The sequence below is a fragment of the Mycobacterium malmoense genome (assembly GCF_019645855.1).
Classification (GTDB): Bacteria; Actinomycetota; Actinomycetes; order Mycobacteriales; family Mycobacteriaceae; genus Mycobacterium; species Mycobacterium malmoense.
In genome coordinates this window covers 93,525-108,697 of record NZ_CP080999.1, presented here as the reverse complement: position 1 = coordinate 108,697, position 15,173 = coordinate 93,525, and the positions used below count along the sequence as shown (strand labels likewise).

The following is a 15,173-nucleotide window of genomic DNA, read 5'->3' as shown; positions in this document are numbered from 1 at the left end:
CCCTTAAGATACGAGCCGTTTCTTGATGGCAACCGTACATCGCCGTTGTAAGATACGCAACGTGTCTAATCGGAAAAGCCGATCGTCCTGCGATGTCGTCGTCCGGCGCCGCGACGACGTCCTGCTATCAGCGATCCGCGAGGCAATCAGGGCCGAGCTCGCCGAACGCGGCTATTCCGGTGTCACCTTTGAAGGCGTCGCTCGACGGGCCAAGACGAGCAAACCCGTGCTCTACCGGCGGTACCGTTCCCGCGCGCACATGGTTGTCGATGCGCTACCCGCTTTGCGATGGCAGGCTTCAGCCCCGACAGATGCGCGATCGCTGCGTGACGACCTGTCGGCGCTGCTCAGTGAGGCGCTGGACCGGTTTTACAGCATCGGTGTCGACACATACCGCCGCCTTATTGCCGACGCGGATGACGAACTCCTCGACACGCTCGACGCGCAGCTGACGCAGTTGGCCAACCAAACGATCTATCGCGCGCTGTCCCGGGCGCGCGACCGCGGTGAGATCGGCCCCTCAGACATCCCCGACCGTGCGGCGACAACCATCGCCGTGCTGTTACGAAACGAGCTGTTCTTCACGCGCAAACCCGTCGACCAACAGACCGTGGCCGACATGCTCGACAACGTGTATCTGCCGCTGATCGATGCGGTCTCCCATCGCTCGGACGCCGGCCTTGCGGCAGCGGCCGCCAGAAAAGGTCACCGTGGCGCGACGATGCCATTGTCGTAGGCGTTATTGAAAGTGCCTGACAACCACCGCAACCGGTCCTGGCTGGGCAAGCTGCGCGCCAGCCTCGGGGTCACCGGCTCCGGGCGATCAGGCTGATGAGCATGACGAGGGTGAAAATGCCTGAGCCGCAATTAGTTTGACCCGGACTTGGAGTCAGGCTGTCGAAACGGTGTCGAGGCGGAACACCGCGCATCGACCCGCGAGGGCCTCGAACTCGTCGGCGGTTCCTTGCTGCACCAGCCCCGAGCGTTTAAAGAAGCCAACGCCCCGCGGCACTTTGCCAGGGAACGCACGCAGCACCGGGCGCGCTTGCTCCGCGGTGAGCTCGACGAAACTGACACGCTCAGACTTTCGGCCCCGTGTGACGGTTCCCGTGCCGGCGGCGCGGGCGTTGAGCACCCAGTCGGCGCGGGGATATCCACCGACGACGTAGAGGCCGTCGTCCAGCGCGAAGGGTGTCGCCGGCGTGCTGCGTGGCTCCCCCGATTTGCGACCGGACACGGTCAACACCCGTACCGGTCCGGTGACGATACCGAGCTTTTGCACGGCCATCATGAGCTTGTTCATCGGTTTGAGCCAGGCTGGCGGTCTGGGATCAGACATCTTGTCCCCGGTCACTCGTTGGCGAATCCGTCCCCATTAGTATCAACCTAGCTGATATATGTCAAGGCGCCTGACATGAGGTGATCCGCCGCGTGAAGGATCGATCCGTCCGTCAGGAACGGTCGGCCTTGCGGAAGCGGACGACGTCATGCCACCGGTTTCCGGTCGCTTCGACGAAATCGAAATTCTCGGGTTCGGTGAGGTCACGCAATTCCCGAACGCTCAATCGGTCGGGATCGCCGAACGTCTCGGCGAAGACCAGCTGCGCGCCCGGCTTCAACACGCGGCCGAGCGACCGGATGCACGCCGGTTTATCCGGCACTTCCCCGATCACCGCCGCCAGGAAGGCGGTGTCGAAAGTGTTGTCCGGGAATGGGAATCCTTCGCTTGCCTGCCCCGTAGTAAACCCGACGTCGCGGAAACCGGCATGCTCGAGCTGCCGCCGCGCCTTCGCCAGCATCTCGGGCTGGACGTCGAACAAGTCGAGTCGGCCGTAGGGGAGCCGGCTCGCGATCTCCACGCTGTAGAAGCCAGGACCCGGTCCTACTTCTAACACGTGCTCAGAGCCGGTGAGGCCAATGCTTTCAATGAGCCGTGCCGGCTTGAACAGAGCTCGGCGGACGGGGTTGTTGATGAGGAACGCCGCCTGATGCGGGTAGGGCGACGCGCCTTTCTGGCGCGCTTTGTGTAGCAGTGCGTCCACCCAGGTTGTCGGCATCGGGACTCCTCATATTCCGTAGCTCAAGTTAGGGTAACCTAACTTGAGCCGGTGCGCCAGGCCGTGATGCGTGCGAGTGCGGCGCGGGCCCGGTCCGGTTCACGCGGGACCGCGACCGTCACCGGCCAGCTGTAGCAGAAGACGTGTGCCACCTAGCGGACTGGCGTGCAACGACGCCGTCCCGCCGTGCAATTCGGCCTGTTGCGCGACGAGCGCCAGCCCCAATCCAGAGCCCGAACGCGATGCCGTCGACCCGCGGGAGAAGCGTTCGAAGACGGCGGCGCGTTCCGCTTCCGGCACCCCGCTGCCGTCGTCGTCAATGGCAATTTCCACGCCCTCGCCGGAACTGGCTACGTTGAGCCGGATTTCGGTGGCGCTACCATGCTTGACGGCGTTCGCGATGGCGTTGTCGATCACCAGCCGCAGCCCCGTGGGCAACCCCACCATCAACACCGTGGGCGACGGCACCAGCTTCACCTCCACGCCGGGGTAGATGCGAAGCGCGTCGTGGGCGGCACGATCCAAGAGCTCGGTGATGTCGAAGGGGACGAAATCGTCGACGGTGGTCAGCTCCCCCTGCGCCAGCCGTTCCAGTGCCGTCAGTGTCGCTTCGATCCGGCTCTGGGTGCGTATCACATCGCCGATCACCTCTTGGCGCTGCTCGGGCGGTAATTCCAAGGTGGACAACACCTCTAAATTGGTGCGCATCGCCGTCAACGGCGTGCGCAGCTCGTGTGAGGCGACGGCGGCGAAGTCGCGGGCCGACTCGAGCGCCGCCTTGGTGCGCTGCTGCTCGTTGCCGATGCGGGCCAGCATGCCCTCGACCGCTTCGGCGATCTCCACGGCCTCACGCACGCCGCGGACCTGGACCTCGTCGGGGCTGGACTGAGCGTTGATGGCGCGTGCCTGCTGGGCCAGCAGCAGGAACGGATTGACCATGATCAGCGAGATCACCCAGCCGACGAGCACCGTGCCGCCGATGACGCAGCCACAGATCAATAGCACCCGAAGGTGTAATTCGTTGATCCGATGTTGAGCTTCCGCCAACGGCGCCGCGAGCGCGATCGAGGCCGGACCCGCGGTGAAGGTCCGGACCCGGTATTGCACGCCGTCGATGGTGGTGTTCGCGTACCCGTTCGGCAGTTGCGGCAGAACGATGTTGCCGGGCACGGAAACGGTCACTCCCGCGATGCGCGCGGTGCGCACCAGGTTGCCGTCCGGCATGGGCCGATCCGGGTTGGTGAGCTGCGTGCCGTTGATCAGCGTGTTGATATCGCCCAGGCTGCTCACCGAATCCAGCCGACGGTCGAGCTGGCTGTACTGATCGTTGGTGACGCCGATCCACACCCATGCGGCCAGAGCGACGGCGAAGGCAATCACCCCTAGTTGCGCGACGATGACAATGGTGCGCAGCGACAGCACCCGCATCGGCAGTTGTATATGCCGGAACACGCGAATATCAGGCTCCCTTAGTGAGCTCACACGGCCAAGCCGACGTGGCGGATCCCCACGAAAGCACCGGGAACTTTCATGGCAGACCCAGAGTAGACGAGGTCGCGATATGTCCAAGGCGGTGACTACCGGGCGTCCATTTGCCTTCGCCTCAGGTGAGTGACTACTCTCTCACCGTGTACTCATCGGGGCGCGATCGGCTGCTTGCGGCGGCGTTGAAGCTGTTTGCCGCCAAGGGGTACGCGGCGACGTCGGTGGCCGACATCCAGCGAGCGTCCGGCCTGGCGCCCGGGTCGGGGGCGCTCTACAAGCATTTCGGTTCCAAGCGTGAGCTGTTGGAGGCCGCCGTTGCGCACCGGATCGACAGCATCGTGGCCGCTCGGGAGGAGTACGACGCCGGCGAGCCGAGCGGTGTCGAGCAGGCGGTTCGCACCGCGGGCCGGCTGATCTGGGACAACCTGAAGCAGGGCGAGGAATTGCTCAAGGTCATGCTGCGCGAGCCCGACGAGCTCGGCGACCTCGACGAGAAGACGTGGCAGGTCATCACCGACAACGCCTATCAGCGCTTCGCCGACGAGCTGGCCGCGTCCAATCGTTCCGGCCGCACCCACATTCCCGATCCGGAGGCGACCGCGGCCGTGGCAATCGCGTCGTTGTCTTATGCCGCGACGCTGCAAGCGCTGACCGGCCGCCTGCCCGGCAACGTCGACGAAGACCGCTACTTCGAGGCGTGGGTCAACCAGACGCTCAGCGTCCTCGCGCACTACCGGAACCCCGAAAACCATTGACACCGATTTCAGGAGCAAAGCCGTGACGTTTTCACTGCAACTGACCGACGACGTGATCGAGGTGCGCGATTGGGTGCACAAGTTCGCGGTCGAGGTCATCCGTCCCGCCGCGTCGGAATGGGATGAGCGAGAGGAGACTCCGTGGCCCGTGATCCAGGAGGCCGCCAAGGTGGGTCTGTACTCGCCCGATTTTTTCGCGCAACAGGCCACGGAGCCGACGGGACTGGGCATGCTTGCCGCGTTCGAGGAGATGTTCTGGGGTGACGCCGGTATCGCGCTGTCCATCATGGGCACCGGGCTGGCCGCAGCGGCGTTGGCGGGCAACGGGACTCCCGAACAGTTAGGCCGCTGGCTTCCGGAGATGTTTGGTACGCCCGGCGACCCCAAGCTCGGCGCGTTCTGTTCGTCCGAGCCCGACGCGGGTTCTGATGTCGGGGCGATCCGCACGCGTGCGCGCTATGACGAAGCCGCCGGTGAATGGATTCTCAACGGCACCAAGACCTGGGCGACCAACGGCGGTATCGCCAACCTGCACATCGTGGTGGCATCGGTCTATCCCGAGCTCGGCACCCGCGGCCAGGCCACGTTCGTCGTCCCCTCGGGCACCAAGGGTCTGGCTCAGGGGCAGAAATTCAAGAAGCACGGGATCCGCGCGTCGCACACCGCCGAGGTGGTCCTCGACAACGTCCGCCTGCCCGAGGACTTCATTCTCGGCGGCCGCGAAAAGTTCGAAGCGCGCATCGCTCGCGCGAAATCCGGGGCCTCCCTGGGTGGTCAGGCGGCGATGAAAACCTTCGAGCGCACCCGGCCCACGGTCGGCGCGATGGCCGTCGGGGTGGCCCGCGCCGCCTACGAATACGCCCTCGACTATGCCTGCCAGCGTGAGCAATTCGGTCGCAAGATTGGCGAATTCCAGGCCGTGGCGTTCAAGCTGGCGGACATGAAAAGCCGCATCGACGCGGCCCGCCTGCTGGTGTGGCGGGCCGGCTGGATGGCGCGCAACAACCAGAGCTTCGACTCGGCCGAGGGCTCGATGGCCAAGCTGGTGGCCAGCGAAACCGCCGTCTACGTCACCGACGAGGCCATCCAGATCCTGGGCGGCAACGGGTATACCCGCGACTACCCCGTGGAGCGAATGCACCGGGACGCGAAGATCTTCACGATCTTCGAGGGAACCAGCGAGATTCAGCGCCTGGTGATTTCGCGGGCGCTGACCGGCCTGCCCATCCGTTAGCGCCCTCGGGCAATCAGCGTGCGCGTGGATTGGCTTCGACGCGGGACAGTATGGCGTTCAATTCGGCACGGTCCCAATAGTTTCCAGCCCTAGCCACACCGACGATGTCGTGCAGAGCGGCGTGGCCGGACAGCGGATCCCGCCCGAGCAGAACGAAGTCCGCGTGGTAGCCGGCATCCACCCTGCCGTGCGTGCGCTCGCGTCCGAAGAACCGCGCCGCCGCCGACGTTGCCATCTGCAGCACCTTGAGCGCGGACAGGCCGGCCGACGCGAGCAGATCGAATTCGTCGTGCAATGCGAACCCGGGAATCACCCAGCCGGCACCGTTGGCGTCGGTGCCGGCGATCAGGGACACGCCGGCGTCGGCGAAGAACCTGGTCATCCGCAGCTGCGCGTCCCAGTGTTGTTGCAGAAGTGAGCGGGTCTGTTCGGGCAGCTTGGTGAACCTGCGAGTTGCCTTCTGCCATCGTTTGATTTCGGACGGGGCGATGAATCGCTGCCGCGGATCGTCCCGGTGTTCCGGCTTATCCGGGAATTGCTGGGTGTGCAGGCGAATCAAGGTGGGGCAGTGCCATGTCTGGTGGGCCACGAATAGCTCGGCGAGTTCGGCGGCCTTGGCCTCGTCAAACGTCGTATCTGCACGGTGCAGCACCATCGCGGCCGACGGCGAGGTCAGGAGAGCCGGGTTGACCGCCAGCCTGGCGATAAGCGCGCCCACGAGGCGTTCCATCCCGGGCAATCTCAAACTCGGAAGCCGCGGCAACTTCTGCGGCGTCGCACGCAGTTCCTGCTCACAGCACGACGTTGCGGCGTAGACGGTGGCGCCCGGCCCGAGGTGTTCGATGCACTGCACTCCACCGCGTGCGGCCTCGCGCGGATCCAGGTCGCCCGGTAGATGACCCGCCAACGGGATACCGAGTCGGTTGGCCTCGGCCAGCGCGGCGAGGAACCCATCGTGCCCGGTCATGCCGGCCTTGATGAAGTCGGCACCCTGTTTCTGTTGTGCGCGAACCTCATTCACCGCTGCCGCCGGTGTCGACGCGTTGAGCGGCGTCAGCAACGAACCCGGGGTGCTCAGCAGTTCGGGTGCGCCGGCCGGTGACGGCAGGCGGCCCGCGGCCCGGTCCGCGAGGAGCGCGGGACTGCCCGACATCTGCCGGAATCCGACGACCCCGTTGGCGAGCATCAGGGCGTAGCTGGCGGCAGCGTCCTTCGGGTTGTTCAGCACATGAACGTGGGCGTCGACGAACCCGGGCACCACAAAGCGGCCGCTGCCTTGGATTGCATTGTCGAGATTGGGGTCCTCGGGCGTCGCGCCGGTCGCCTCCACGGCGACGATCGTGGTGCCGGCGACACGCACGTCACGATGCGGCGCCGTCGCGCCGTTGACGACATCGACAACCGTGACATCGCGGATGGTGAACGAATCCCGTACCGCCGGTGGGTGGACGTAGGGCAGGGTCACGGCGCTCCTTCCGCACGGGCGAACAGCGCCCGCGTCCCCAGATCTTCGACTACGTCGGCCGACCGCTCATCGGCGGGCCCACTCTTCGGCGAGCAGCCGGTAGGAGCGCACCCGGTCGTGGTGGTCGTGGGTGATCGTCGTAAGGATCAGCTCGTCGGCCTCGGTCGCGTCGCGCAACCGCTCCAGCTGATCGGCGACCTGAACGGGGGATCCGACGAACTGGGTGTCGACCCGGTCCGCGACAAGCTCGCGGTCGGCGTCGGTCCAGGTGGGGGCGCGCGCTTCGTCCGGCGTGGGAAACGGGATCGCGCCTTCGGCGGTGCGGATGCTGCGCACCCAGAGCCCGTAACCGGCGGCGAGTTCCCGGGCGGTCGCCTCGTCCTCGGCGACGACGACGTCCGCCGAGACGGCGACGTAGGGCCGGTCGAGCTCGGCCGACGGTCGAAACGCTTCCCGGTAAGCGTCGGTCGCCTCGAGGACCGTGGCCGGGGCGACGTGGTAGTTGGCGGCGAACCGCAGGCCCCTGCTGCCGGCGACGGCGGCGCTCTCCCCGCCGCTGCTGCCCAGGATCCAGACTTGTAGCGCAGCGCCTCCCCCGGGCACGACGTGGGCCTCTTCGCCGTCGTCCGAACGGTAGGTGTCCGCGATCAGCGCGAGGATGTCGTCGACCTGCTCGGTGTAGTTCTGTGACTGCGCGCCCGGCAGCTGCAGTAACGCTTTCTGCAACGCCAGGCGCGGTGATTTGGACAATGGCGTGGGATCGAACTTCGCAGGGATCAGCAACCCGTTCGGTGTGCGTCCATCGATTAACTCCCGCGAGGTCGAAGCGGCCCGCGCGGACGACGCCGGCTCGCGCGGCTTGCCCCCGGAACGCCCCAGGCCGAGGTCGAACCGGCCGGGGTACAGGGCATCCAGCAGGCCGAACTCCTCCACCGTGGACAGGGCGGTGCGATGCCCCATCTGCACCGCGCCCGAACCGAGCCGGATCCTCGAGGTTTCGGTGGCGGTCAGTGCCAGCAGCACCGCGGGTGAGGTGCCGGCAACGCCGGGATTGAGGTGGTGTTCGGCGAACCAATAGCGCGCGTAGCCCAGGGCCTCGGCGTGCTGGGCGAGGTCGATGCTGTTGCGCAGGGCCTGCGTCGCGGTCGAGCCCGACGGGATCGGAACCAGGTCGAGCACCGTTAACGGAGTCGTCATGGCCCTACGAAGCCACCCCGCTGGAGGTCGCCCGGCCGGCCGAACGCCGCGGTGCCGGCGCCAGCCCCAGATGCTCGCGCAGCGTTGTGCCCTCGTAGTCGGCGCGGAACACTCCGCGCTCCTGCAACAGCGGCACGACCCGGTCCACGAAGGGATCCAGCCCGCCGGGCGTGATGTGCGGGACCAGGATGAACCCGTCGCTGGCATCGGCCTGCACGAAGTCGTTGATCGTCGCGGCGACGGTCTGCGGTGAGCCGACGAAGGATTGACGGCCGGTGACTTCGACGATCAGTTCGCGGGTGGTCAGGTTCTCCGCCTCCGCCTTGGCCCGCCAGTCGTTCGCGATCGCGATCGAGTCGCGGAACATGCGGACGCTGGCCCGGCCGCGCGAGATGGTGTTTTCCCCCACGACCGGGTCCACGCTGGGCAGCGGCCCGTCCGGGTCGTGGTCGGAAAGGTCCCGGTTCCAAAGCTGTTCGAGGAACTTGATCGCCGTCTGCGGGGACACCTGGGCGAGCCGCACCTCGTGGGCGATCTCGTCGGCCTCGGCGTCGGTGTCGCCGATGACGAATGTCGCGGCCGGCAGGATGAGCAGCTCGTCGCGGCGTCGCCCGTGGCGGGCGAGGCGGCCCTTGACGTCGGCGTAGAACGCCTGCCCGGCGCCCAAGGTGCTGTGTCGGGAGAAGATCGCGTCGGCGGCGGAGGCGGCGAAGTCTCGGCCCTCGTCGGAGTCGCCGGCCTGGAAGATCACCGGGCGCCCCTGCGGGCTTCTCGGAACGTTGAACCGGCCGTGAATGTCGAAATGCGCGTCCCTGTGGGTGAATTGGCCGGCGTTCGGGTCGGACAGGAAGACGCCGCTCTCCTTGTCCGCCACGATCTCGTCGCCGTGCCAGGAGTCGAGAAGCTCCAGGGTGGTCTGCAGGAATGTCTTCGCCCGCTCGTAGCGCTGGTCCTCCGCCAAAAAGCCGCCGCGGCGAAAGTTCTCTCCGGTGAACGCATCCCAGGACGTCACGACATTCCACGCCGCGCGGCCGCCGGAGAGATGGTCCAGGGAGGCGAACTGCCGGGCCACCTCGTAGGGCTCGTTGAACGTCGAGTTGATCGTGCCGGTCAGGCCAAGCCGCTCGGTGACCGCGGCCAGTGCGGCCAGCACGGTGAAGGTGTCCGGGCGGCCGACCACGTCGAGGTCGTAGATCTGCCCGTTCTGCTCGCGCAGCCGCAGCCCTTCGGCCAGGAACAGGAAGTCGAACTTGCCCCGCTCGGCCGTCTGAGCGAATTGTGCAAACGAGCCGAACTCGATGTGGCTGCCGGCGGCCGGGTCGCTCCACACCGTGGTGTTGTTGACGCCGGGGAAGTGCGCGGCCAGGTGAATTTGCTTTAGCGTGCTCATCGGGAGTCCTCGGAACCGTCAGGCGATGGCGTAACGGTTGGCGGGGCGGGGCAATCCGAGCAAGCCGCGAAGCGTGTCGGCCTCGTAGCCGCCACGGAACAGCCCTCGGCGCCGCAGCTCGGGCACCAGGCCCTCGGTGATCTGGACGAGGTCATGCGGCAGCGCGGCGGGCCGCAGCCGAAATCCCGACAGCCCGGCGGCGTGCCACTCCTGTAGCAGGTCGGCCAGCTGTGCGGGGGTGCCCGCGAAAATTTCGGCGTCGCTGCGGTATTCGGTGCCGGCGAGTTCGTCGAGCCGACCCCGCCGCGCCCGTGCCGCCTCCGGGGTGTGATCGAGGAACGCCACCAGGTCGCCGAAAATGTGCAGCGCTTCCCGGCTGCGACCGGCGGCCCACTGCACCGCCGTGATCTCGCCGACGATGTCGGCCGCCTGCGCGGCGCCGCGCGGGGTGACGAATCCGACGTCGACGCTGCCGGCGATCAAGTCGTAGGACGCGCCGCCGTGGCCCAGGGCCGCGACGATCGGCTGGCCCTGGGGCGGACGAGGCGTGATCGAAGGTCCTTTGACGGAGAACCAGCGTCCTTCGAAATCGATGTAGTGCAGCTTGTGCCGGTCGATGAAGCGTCCGGTGGCGATGTCCCGGATCTCGGCGTCGTCCTCCCAGCTGTCCCACAAGCGGCGCAGCACCTCGACGTAATCGGCGGCCTCGGCGAAGTAGTCGTTGATCTGTCGCTGCCAGGCCGGATCGTCGGCGGCGCCGGCCGACGGGTGTGGCAGTTCGCGGCGCCCGAAGTGGGCCGCCACGTCGGCGCGTGCCGAGAGCTGAACCCGAACGCCGGCTCGGCCGGTGCTGACGTAGTCAAGCGTGGCAATCGATTTCGATACGTGGAATGGCTCGGTGTGGGTGACGATCGCCGTCGGCACGAGCCCGATGCGCCGGGTGCGCGGCGCGATCCGGGCGGCGATGAGCACCGCGTCCAACCGGCCTCGAACGCGGTCGGTTCGGTCGTCGGGCTCGAAGGGGTCGTCGGATTGGATCGCCAGCGAATCCTCGATGGTCACGAAGTCCAGCGACGCGCGCTCGGCTTCGGCGACCAGATCGGCCCAATAACCGGCGTCGAACAGCTCATCCGGTCGGGCGTCGTCTTCCCGCCACGCGGCCGGGTGCCAACCGACGCCGTCGAGCGCCACGGCGAGGTGCAAGGGACTTGACGAAATAGCCATCACAAGACCTGTCTTCCTAACGGATACCACCACTGTGCCGAGGGGCGCCCGAGGATCGGCGGTGGCGACACCGGTTGCGGCCGGGTCTGTCTAACGCGGGGAATAACCCGTCGACGGCATGGCCGTCGCCGCACACGCGGGACGTGTCGGCCGCCGACTACACGACCGTCGGCCAGGAACCGATGCCGGAGGCGGTGCGGAAACTTTGCCAGCTGCATTGTCGCCCGCTGTCTTGCCGCCCATACGGTCCGAGTTCCGGCCTGACACTTCGGAATCCGTGCGTGTGTCGCCGGCGCTCATCACCTTGAAGCCTGGCCACGCCGATGGGCTCGGGCCGAGGGCGGAAGCGGCGGCGTACGCCTCTCGCACTTACCGCGTCATCGCCACCGATGCCGATATCGGATGCCAACGCGGGCCCGCACGCGCGGCAGAGCCGCTGAAATCATCGCGATTACAACCCCGCGTGAGATGCCCTACTTGTCCAATAGCGGCAGCACGCCTTCGGCGAACCAGTAGGCCTCCTCCAGGTGCGGGTAGCCCGACAGGATGAACTCGTCGAAGCCCAGCGAGTGGTATTCGCGGATCAGGTTCGCGACTTCCTGATGGCTGCCCACCAGCGCGGTACCGGCGCCCCCGCGGACCAGGCCTATTCCGGCCCACAGGTTCGGATAGATCTCCAGCTTGTCGACCCGACCGCCGTGCAGCGCGGTCATCCGTCGTTGGCCCTCGGATTCCGACTTCGCATGCAGCGCTGTGGCTTTGGTGATCTGCTCCTCGGTGAGTTCGGCAAGCATCTCGTTCGCGACGGCCCAGGCCGCGGCCGAGGTGTCACGGCTGATGGTGTGCAGCCGAATGCCGAACCGGACCGCGCGGCCCAGGGCGGCGGCCTTGTCCCGCACCCGCTCGATCTTGGCGGCGGCCGCCTGTGGCGGCTCACCCCATGTGAGGTAGACGTCGGCGAACTGGGCCGCGATCGGTAGCGCCGCCGCCGAAGAACCGCCAAAGTAGATGTCTGGCAATGGGTTCGGCGGAGCCGAAACCCGGGCATCGGCGACGCTGTAGTACTTGCCGGTGAAATCGACGGAATCCCGCGACCATACCGATGTCACGATGTGCAGGAATTCCGCCGTCCTCGCGTAGCGCTCGTCGTGGCCGAGCCAGTCGCCGAAACGGCGTTGCTCGGCGTCGTCGCCACCACTGACGACGTTGAGCAACACCCTGCCCTCGGAAAAGCGTTGCAGCGTCGCGGTCTGCTGCGCGGCGAGGGTGGGCGGCACCAGCCCGGGACGAAATGCGACCAGAAACTTCAGCTTCTCCGTCTCGGCCAACAATGCGGCCGAGGTCAGCCACGCGTCTTCGCACCAGGTCCCGGTCGGCGTCAGCACGCCCTCGAAGCCCAGCCGGTCCGCGGCACGCGCCACCTCGGCCAGGTAGCGGCGGCTAGGCGGGCGATATCCGTTCGGAATCGCGCGGTTCGACGATGCGTGCGACCCGCCGACGATCGAGCGGCTGTCACCGGTGGTGGGCAGGAACCAGAAGAAGCGCGGAGCCATACCCCGTCGACGCTAGGTTGCCCACGGGCGACCGTGCAAGTTGCGTCCTGGGCGGTCCTGAGCTGGTGGTCTGGTCCGTAAGTTCGTCGGGGGTTGTGACCAGACGCCGCTGGTGCCGAGTCTGCGCTGGTGGCATCGAGCCTGCGTTCACGGCTGGCTTTTCGCCTTGGGCGCCGCTACCACCGCAGTCTCGACGCCCAGCGAACAGCGCCCCGGCGAACGTCCTGGCGGTCCTGAGCTAGCTGCGCCGCCGCACCATCCGACGCTCGAGGGTGCCCAGGGCAACGTCACTGAGTTTGCCCAATCCGGCCAGCAGTATGATCGCGAGCAGCATGATGTCAGTGCGGCCGGTGTTCTGGCTATCGATCAGCAGGAATCCCAAGCCTTTCGACGAGGCGATCAGCTCCGCCGCGACCAAAAACAGCCACGCATTCGCCAGGCCCAATCTCAGCCCGTTCACCAGCTCCGGGGCCGCGGCGGGCAGCATCACGGTCGCCAACAACGAGACGCCGCGCCGACCGTACGCGCGTCCCACCTCCACAAGCTGCGCGTCGACGTGTGAGAGTGCCGATGCCGTTGTCGTGTAGATCGGGAAAAACGCGCCGATGGCGACGAGCAAAAGTTTCGGTGTCTCGTCAATGCCAAACCACAACAGCAGCAACGGCACCCACGCCAGAGAGGGAACGGTGCGGAATACCGCGACCGTCGGCTCAAGCAACCTGCGCACAATCACCGAGAGCCCGACGAGGGAACCAAGCACGAGCGCAGCACCCGCACCCGCCAGATAGCCCAACAGCACCCGCAAAAGGCTCGCTTGGAGGTGGACCCATAGATCGTCATGCCGAAGCAGTTCGCCCAGCGCGGACAGCACGTCGCCGGGGGGCGGCAACTGGCTGGCCGAAAACCACCGCTCCGCTGTGACAAACTGCCAGATCACCAGCAGCAGGATCGGGACAATCAGTCCCGCCAGCGCAAGCGGCGACTTGGCCAACAGCGCGGAGCGGACTCTCAGGAAGCTTGCTGGGCGAATTTTGGCTCGAACAGCGTGTTGAGTGCGTTGCGGCCGGCCTCTTCGGATTTGATATCGCCGTCGGCCACCGCGATCGGCACGATGTTGGTCAGTACCACTCGCAGTGGATCGCCCGGTACCGGTGAGATGTTCAACGCCGTCCGCTGCAGCTCCTCCTGGGCCACGCTCGGCGTCACCTTCGCCTGCGAGGCCAACAATGCCACCAATTCGTCGGGGTGCGCCTTCGCCCATTTCCGGGCCTCCTCATAGCTATTGACCACGGACTGAACGGCATCCGGATGTGCGGAGCTGAAGTCCTCACGAACGTTCAATACGCCGTAGGAATTGAAATCGGGATTGCGGTACACCAAGCGCGAACCATCCTGCTGAACCGTTTCCGCCATGAAGGGGTCCAATCCCGACCAGGCATCGACGTTGCCGCGCTCCAAGGCGGTTTTGCCATCGGCATGCTGCAAATTGACGATTTCGACGTCACTGGCCGAAAGTCCGGCTGTCGCAAGCGATTGCAACAGAAAGAAGTACGGATCGGTTCCCTTGGTGACGGCGATCTTCTTGCCCCTCAAATCCGCGACCGAGTTGATGGGCGAGTCCTTCGCAACAACCAGAGCCGTCCACTCCGGCTTGCTGTACACGTCGACGATCTTGATGGGTGTGCCGTTGGCCCGCGCGACCAACGCGGCCGAGCCGGCGGTCGAGCCCAAGTCCAGCGCCTTCGACCGTAGGCCCTCGTTGGCCTTGTTACTACCCGCCGAAAGCACCCAGGTGACGTTGTAGCCGCGGTTCTCGAGCAGGTGCTGATCGCGCACCACCAGGCTCAGCGGGTTGTAGTAGGCGTAGTCCAGATGAAGATCCTTGGCCGCCGTCTTGCCGGTGTCAGAACCGCAGGCCGCCACGACGATGGTTGTGGCGACAACCGAAAGCGCTGTCAAGTAACGGTTTTTCATCACGCCTTTGTCTCCTCACTAATGCCCGACCGCGGGTCGGCACCGCCGCGTCTGGGTACCCCGAGTTCGTCCAACAACCGGTCGCGCAGCGCGGTGATGCGCGGCTCACCGCGGTCCCGCGGCTTGGGAATTGCGACGTCGAACGTCGCGGCGATACCGGCACCTCCCGTTGGGTCGGCGCGCAAGATCAGCACCCGGTCGGCGAGGATCACCGCCTCGTCCACGTCGTGTGTGACGAGGAGCGTGGTCGTGCCGGCCTCTTGCTGCACGGCGTCCAGCAGGTCCTGCATCCGCAGTCGGGTCAGTGCGTCGAGGGCCGCCAGCGGCTCGTCGAGTAGCAGGACGCTCGGTCGCCGGGCGAGGGCGCGCGCGAGGCCCGCGCGTTGCGCCATCCCTCCGGATACCTGCCGCGGGTGGTGATTGCCGAATTCGTGTAGCCCGACGACATCCAGCCAATGCCGCACCGTCGCAAGGCCTTCCGACCGTGCGGCGTCGGGTGGCAGCCCAAACGCGACGTTGGCCGCCAGGGAGCGCCACGGCAGCAGGCGAGGTTCCTGGAAGACCATGGCACAGCGCGGGTCGACCCCGCGAACGGCTTTGCCGTCGATCTCGATCCGCCCATGGGTAGGACGGTCGAGACCGGCGACGAGCCGGAGCAGTGTCGATTTGCCGCTGCCTGAAGACCCGAGCAACGCGACCACCTCGCCCGGCTCGACCTCGATGTCGACCTCGTGTAGCACGGTGTGCGTTCCGAACGTTCGGTTGACGCGATGAAGTGACACACATGCCGGCGCCGGATTGGTCGACATCACCCGCGCAGCCTAGGAATCCCGCCGATT

General features: G+C 66.5%; 14 protein-coding genes. 3 read left to right on the top strand and 11 right to left on the bottom strand.

Annotated features, from left to right (window positions below):
• The first annotated feature begins 25 nt into the window (after positions 1-25).
• Positions 26-736, top strand: a complete 711-nt coding sequence (locus K3U93_RS00540; RefSeq protein WP_083008791.1) for a TetR/AcrR family transcriptional regulator — start codon at positions 26-28, stop codon at positions 734-736.
• 153 nt (positions 737-889) lie between these two features.
• Here the strand turns inward: K3U93_RS00540 and K3U93_RS00535 are convergent, their stop codons facing one another.
• From K3U93_RS00535 to K3U93_RS00525, 3 genes are all read right to left on the bottom strand, one after another.
• Positions 890-1,339 carry a nitroreductase family deazaflavin-dependent oxidoreductase gene (locus K3U93_RS00535; protein WP_083009126.1) on the bottom strand — a complete coding sequence of 150 codons (450 nt, stop codon included), beginning with the start codon at positions 1,337-1,339 and terminating at the stop codon, positions 890-892.
• Between the two features lie 112 nt (positions 1,340-1,451).
• On the bottom strand, positions 1,452-2,042 hold the full coding sequence (locus tag K3U93_RS00530; RefSeq protein WP_071512747.1) for a class I SAM-dependent methyltransferase: 591 nt from the start codon (positions 2,040-2,042) through the stop codon (positions 1,452-1,454).
• Positions 2,043-2,156: 114 nt separating this feature from the next.
• The gene (locus K3U93_RS00525) at positions 2,157-3,485 is read right to left on the bottom strand and encodes a sensor histidine kinase (RefSeq protein ID WP_083008788.1); all 1,329 of its coding nucleotides are present in this window, start codon (positions 3,483-3,485) and stop codon (positions 2,157-2,159) included.
• 200 nt (positions 3,486-3,685) lie between these two features.
• Here K3U93_RS00525 and K3U93_RS00520 point away from each other — a divergent pair, with 200 nt between their 5' ends.
• Both K3U93_RS00520 and K3U93_RS00515 read left to right on the top strand, forming a co-directional pair.
• The gene (locus K3U93_RS00520; protein WP_071512748.1) at positions 3,686-4,297 is read left to right on the top strand and encodes a TetR/AcrR family transcriptional regulator; all 612 of its coding nucleotides are present in this window, start codon (positions 3,686-3,688) and stop codon (positions 4,295-4,297) included.
• 22 nt (positions 4,298-4,319) lie between these two features.
• The gene (locus tag K3U93_RS00515; RefSeq protein ID WP_071512749.1) at positions 4,320-5,531 is read left to right on the top strand and encodes an acyl-CoA dehydrogenase family protein; all 1,212 of its coding nucleotides are present in this window, start codon (positions 4,320-4,322) and stop codon (positions 5,529-5,531) included.
• A gap of 13 nt (positions 5,532-5,544) precedes the next feature.
• On the opposite strand, the gene K3U93_RS00510 is transcribed toward K3U93_RS00515, so the two are convergent.
• The 8 genes from K3U93_RS00510 to K3U93_RS00475 form a co-directional block, all read right to left on the bottom strand.
• On the bottom strand, positions 5,545-6,996 hold the full coding sequence (locus tag K3U93_RS00510) for an amidohydrolase family protein (protein WP_217808395.1): 1,452 nt from the start codon (positions 6,994-6,996) through the stop codon (positions 5,545-5,547).
• A gap of 66 nt (positions 6,997-7,062) precedes the next feature.
• Positions 7,063-8,193: an LLM class flavin-dependent oxidoreductase gene (locus K3U93_RS00505; RefSeq protein ID WP_083008786.1), complete on the bottom strand. Its 1,131-nt coding sequence runs from the start codon at positions 8,191-8,193 to the stop codon at positions 7,063-7,065.
• 4 nt (positions 8,194-8,197) lie between these two features.
• On the bottom strand, positions 8,198-9,583 hold the full coding sequence (locus K3U93_RS00500; RefSeq protein ID WP_083008783.1) for an NtaA/DmoA family FMN-dependent monooxygenase: 1,386 nt from the start codon (positions 9,581-9,583) through the stop codon (positions 8,198-8,200).
• 18 nt (positions 9,584-9,601) lie between these two features.
• Entirely contained in the window at positions 9,602-10,807 is a 1,206-nt protein-coding gene (locus K3U93_RS00495) for an LLM class flavin-dependent oxidoreductase (protein ID WP_083008780.1), read from the bottom strand.
• 473 nt (positions 10,808-11,280) lie between these two features.
• The gene (locus tag K3U93_RS00490) at positions 11,281-12,360 is read right to left on the bottom strand and encodes an LLM class flavin-dependent oxidoreductase (protein WP_083008777.1); all 1,080 of its coding nucleotides are present in this window, start codon (positions 12,358-12,360) and stop codon (positions 11,281-11,283) included.
• A 238-nt stretch (positions 12,361-12,598) separates the two neighbouring features.
• Complete coding sequence (locus K3U93_RS00485; protein ID WP_083009121.1) at positions 12,599-13,297, bottom strand: ABC transporter permease; 699 nt, start codon at positions 13,295-13,297, stop codon at positions 12,599-12,601.
• 71 nt (positions 13,298-13,368) lie between these two features.
• Complete coding sequence (locus K3U93_RS00480; RefSeq protein ID WP_083009118.1) at positions 13,369-14,334, bottom strand: aliphatic sulfonate ABC transporter substrate-binding protein; 966 nt, start codon at positions 14,332-14,334, stop codon at positions 13,369-13,371.
• On the bottom strand, positions 14,334-15,143 hold the full coding sequence (locus K3U93_RS00475; protein WP_083008774.1) for an ABC transporter ATP-binding protein: 810 nt from the start codon (positions 15,141-15,143) through the stop codon (positions 14,334-14,336). The genes K3U93_RS00480 and K3U93_RS00475 overlap by 1 nt, the downstream gene beginning before the upstream one ends.
• Positions 15,144-15,173 lie beyond the last annotated feature (30 nt).

What these genes read in the sequence shown, in the direction of transcription:
- K3U93_RS00535 (WP_083009126.1), bottom strand. Translation starts at nt 1,339, where the DNA reads ATGTCTGATCCCAGACCGCCAGCCTGGCTCAAACCGATGAACAAGCTC.
- K3U93_RS00500 (WP_083008783.1), bottom strand. Translation starts at nt 9,583, where the DNA reads ATGAGCACGCTAAAGCAAATTCACCTGGCCGCGCACTTCCCCGGCGTC.
- K3U93_RS00505 (WP_083008786.1), bottom strand. Translation starts at nt 8,193, where the DNA reads ATGACGACTCCGTTAACGGTGCTCGACCTGGTTCCGATCCCGTCGGGC.
- K3U93_RS00525 (WP_083008788.1), bottom strand. Translation starts at nt 3,485, where the DNA reads ATGCGGGTGCTGTCGCTGCGCACCATTGTCATCGTCGCGCAACTAGGG.
- K3U93_RS00475 (WP_083008774.1), bottom strand. Translation starts at nt 15,143, where the DNA reads ATGTCGACCAATCCGGCGCCGGCATGTGTGTCACTTCATCGCGTCAAC.
- K3U93_RS00495 (WP_083008780.1), bottom strand. Translation starts at nt 10,807, where the DNA reads ATGGCTATTTCGTCAAGTCCCTTGCACCTCGCCGTGGCGCTCGACGGC.
- K3U93_RS00490 (WP_083008777.1), bottom strand. Translation starts at nt 12,360, where the DNA reads ATGGCTCCGCGCTTCTTCTGGTTCCTGCCCACCACCGGTGACAGCCGC.
- K3U93_RS00480 (WP_083009118.1), bottom strand. Translation starts at nt 14,334, where the DNA reads ATGAAAAACCGTTACTTGACAGCGCTTTCGGTTGTCGCCACAACCATC.
- K3U93_RS00540 (WP_083008791.1), top strand. Translation starts at nt 26, where the DNA reads ATGGCAACCGTACATCGCCGTTGTAAGATACGCAACGTGTCTAATCGG.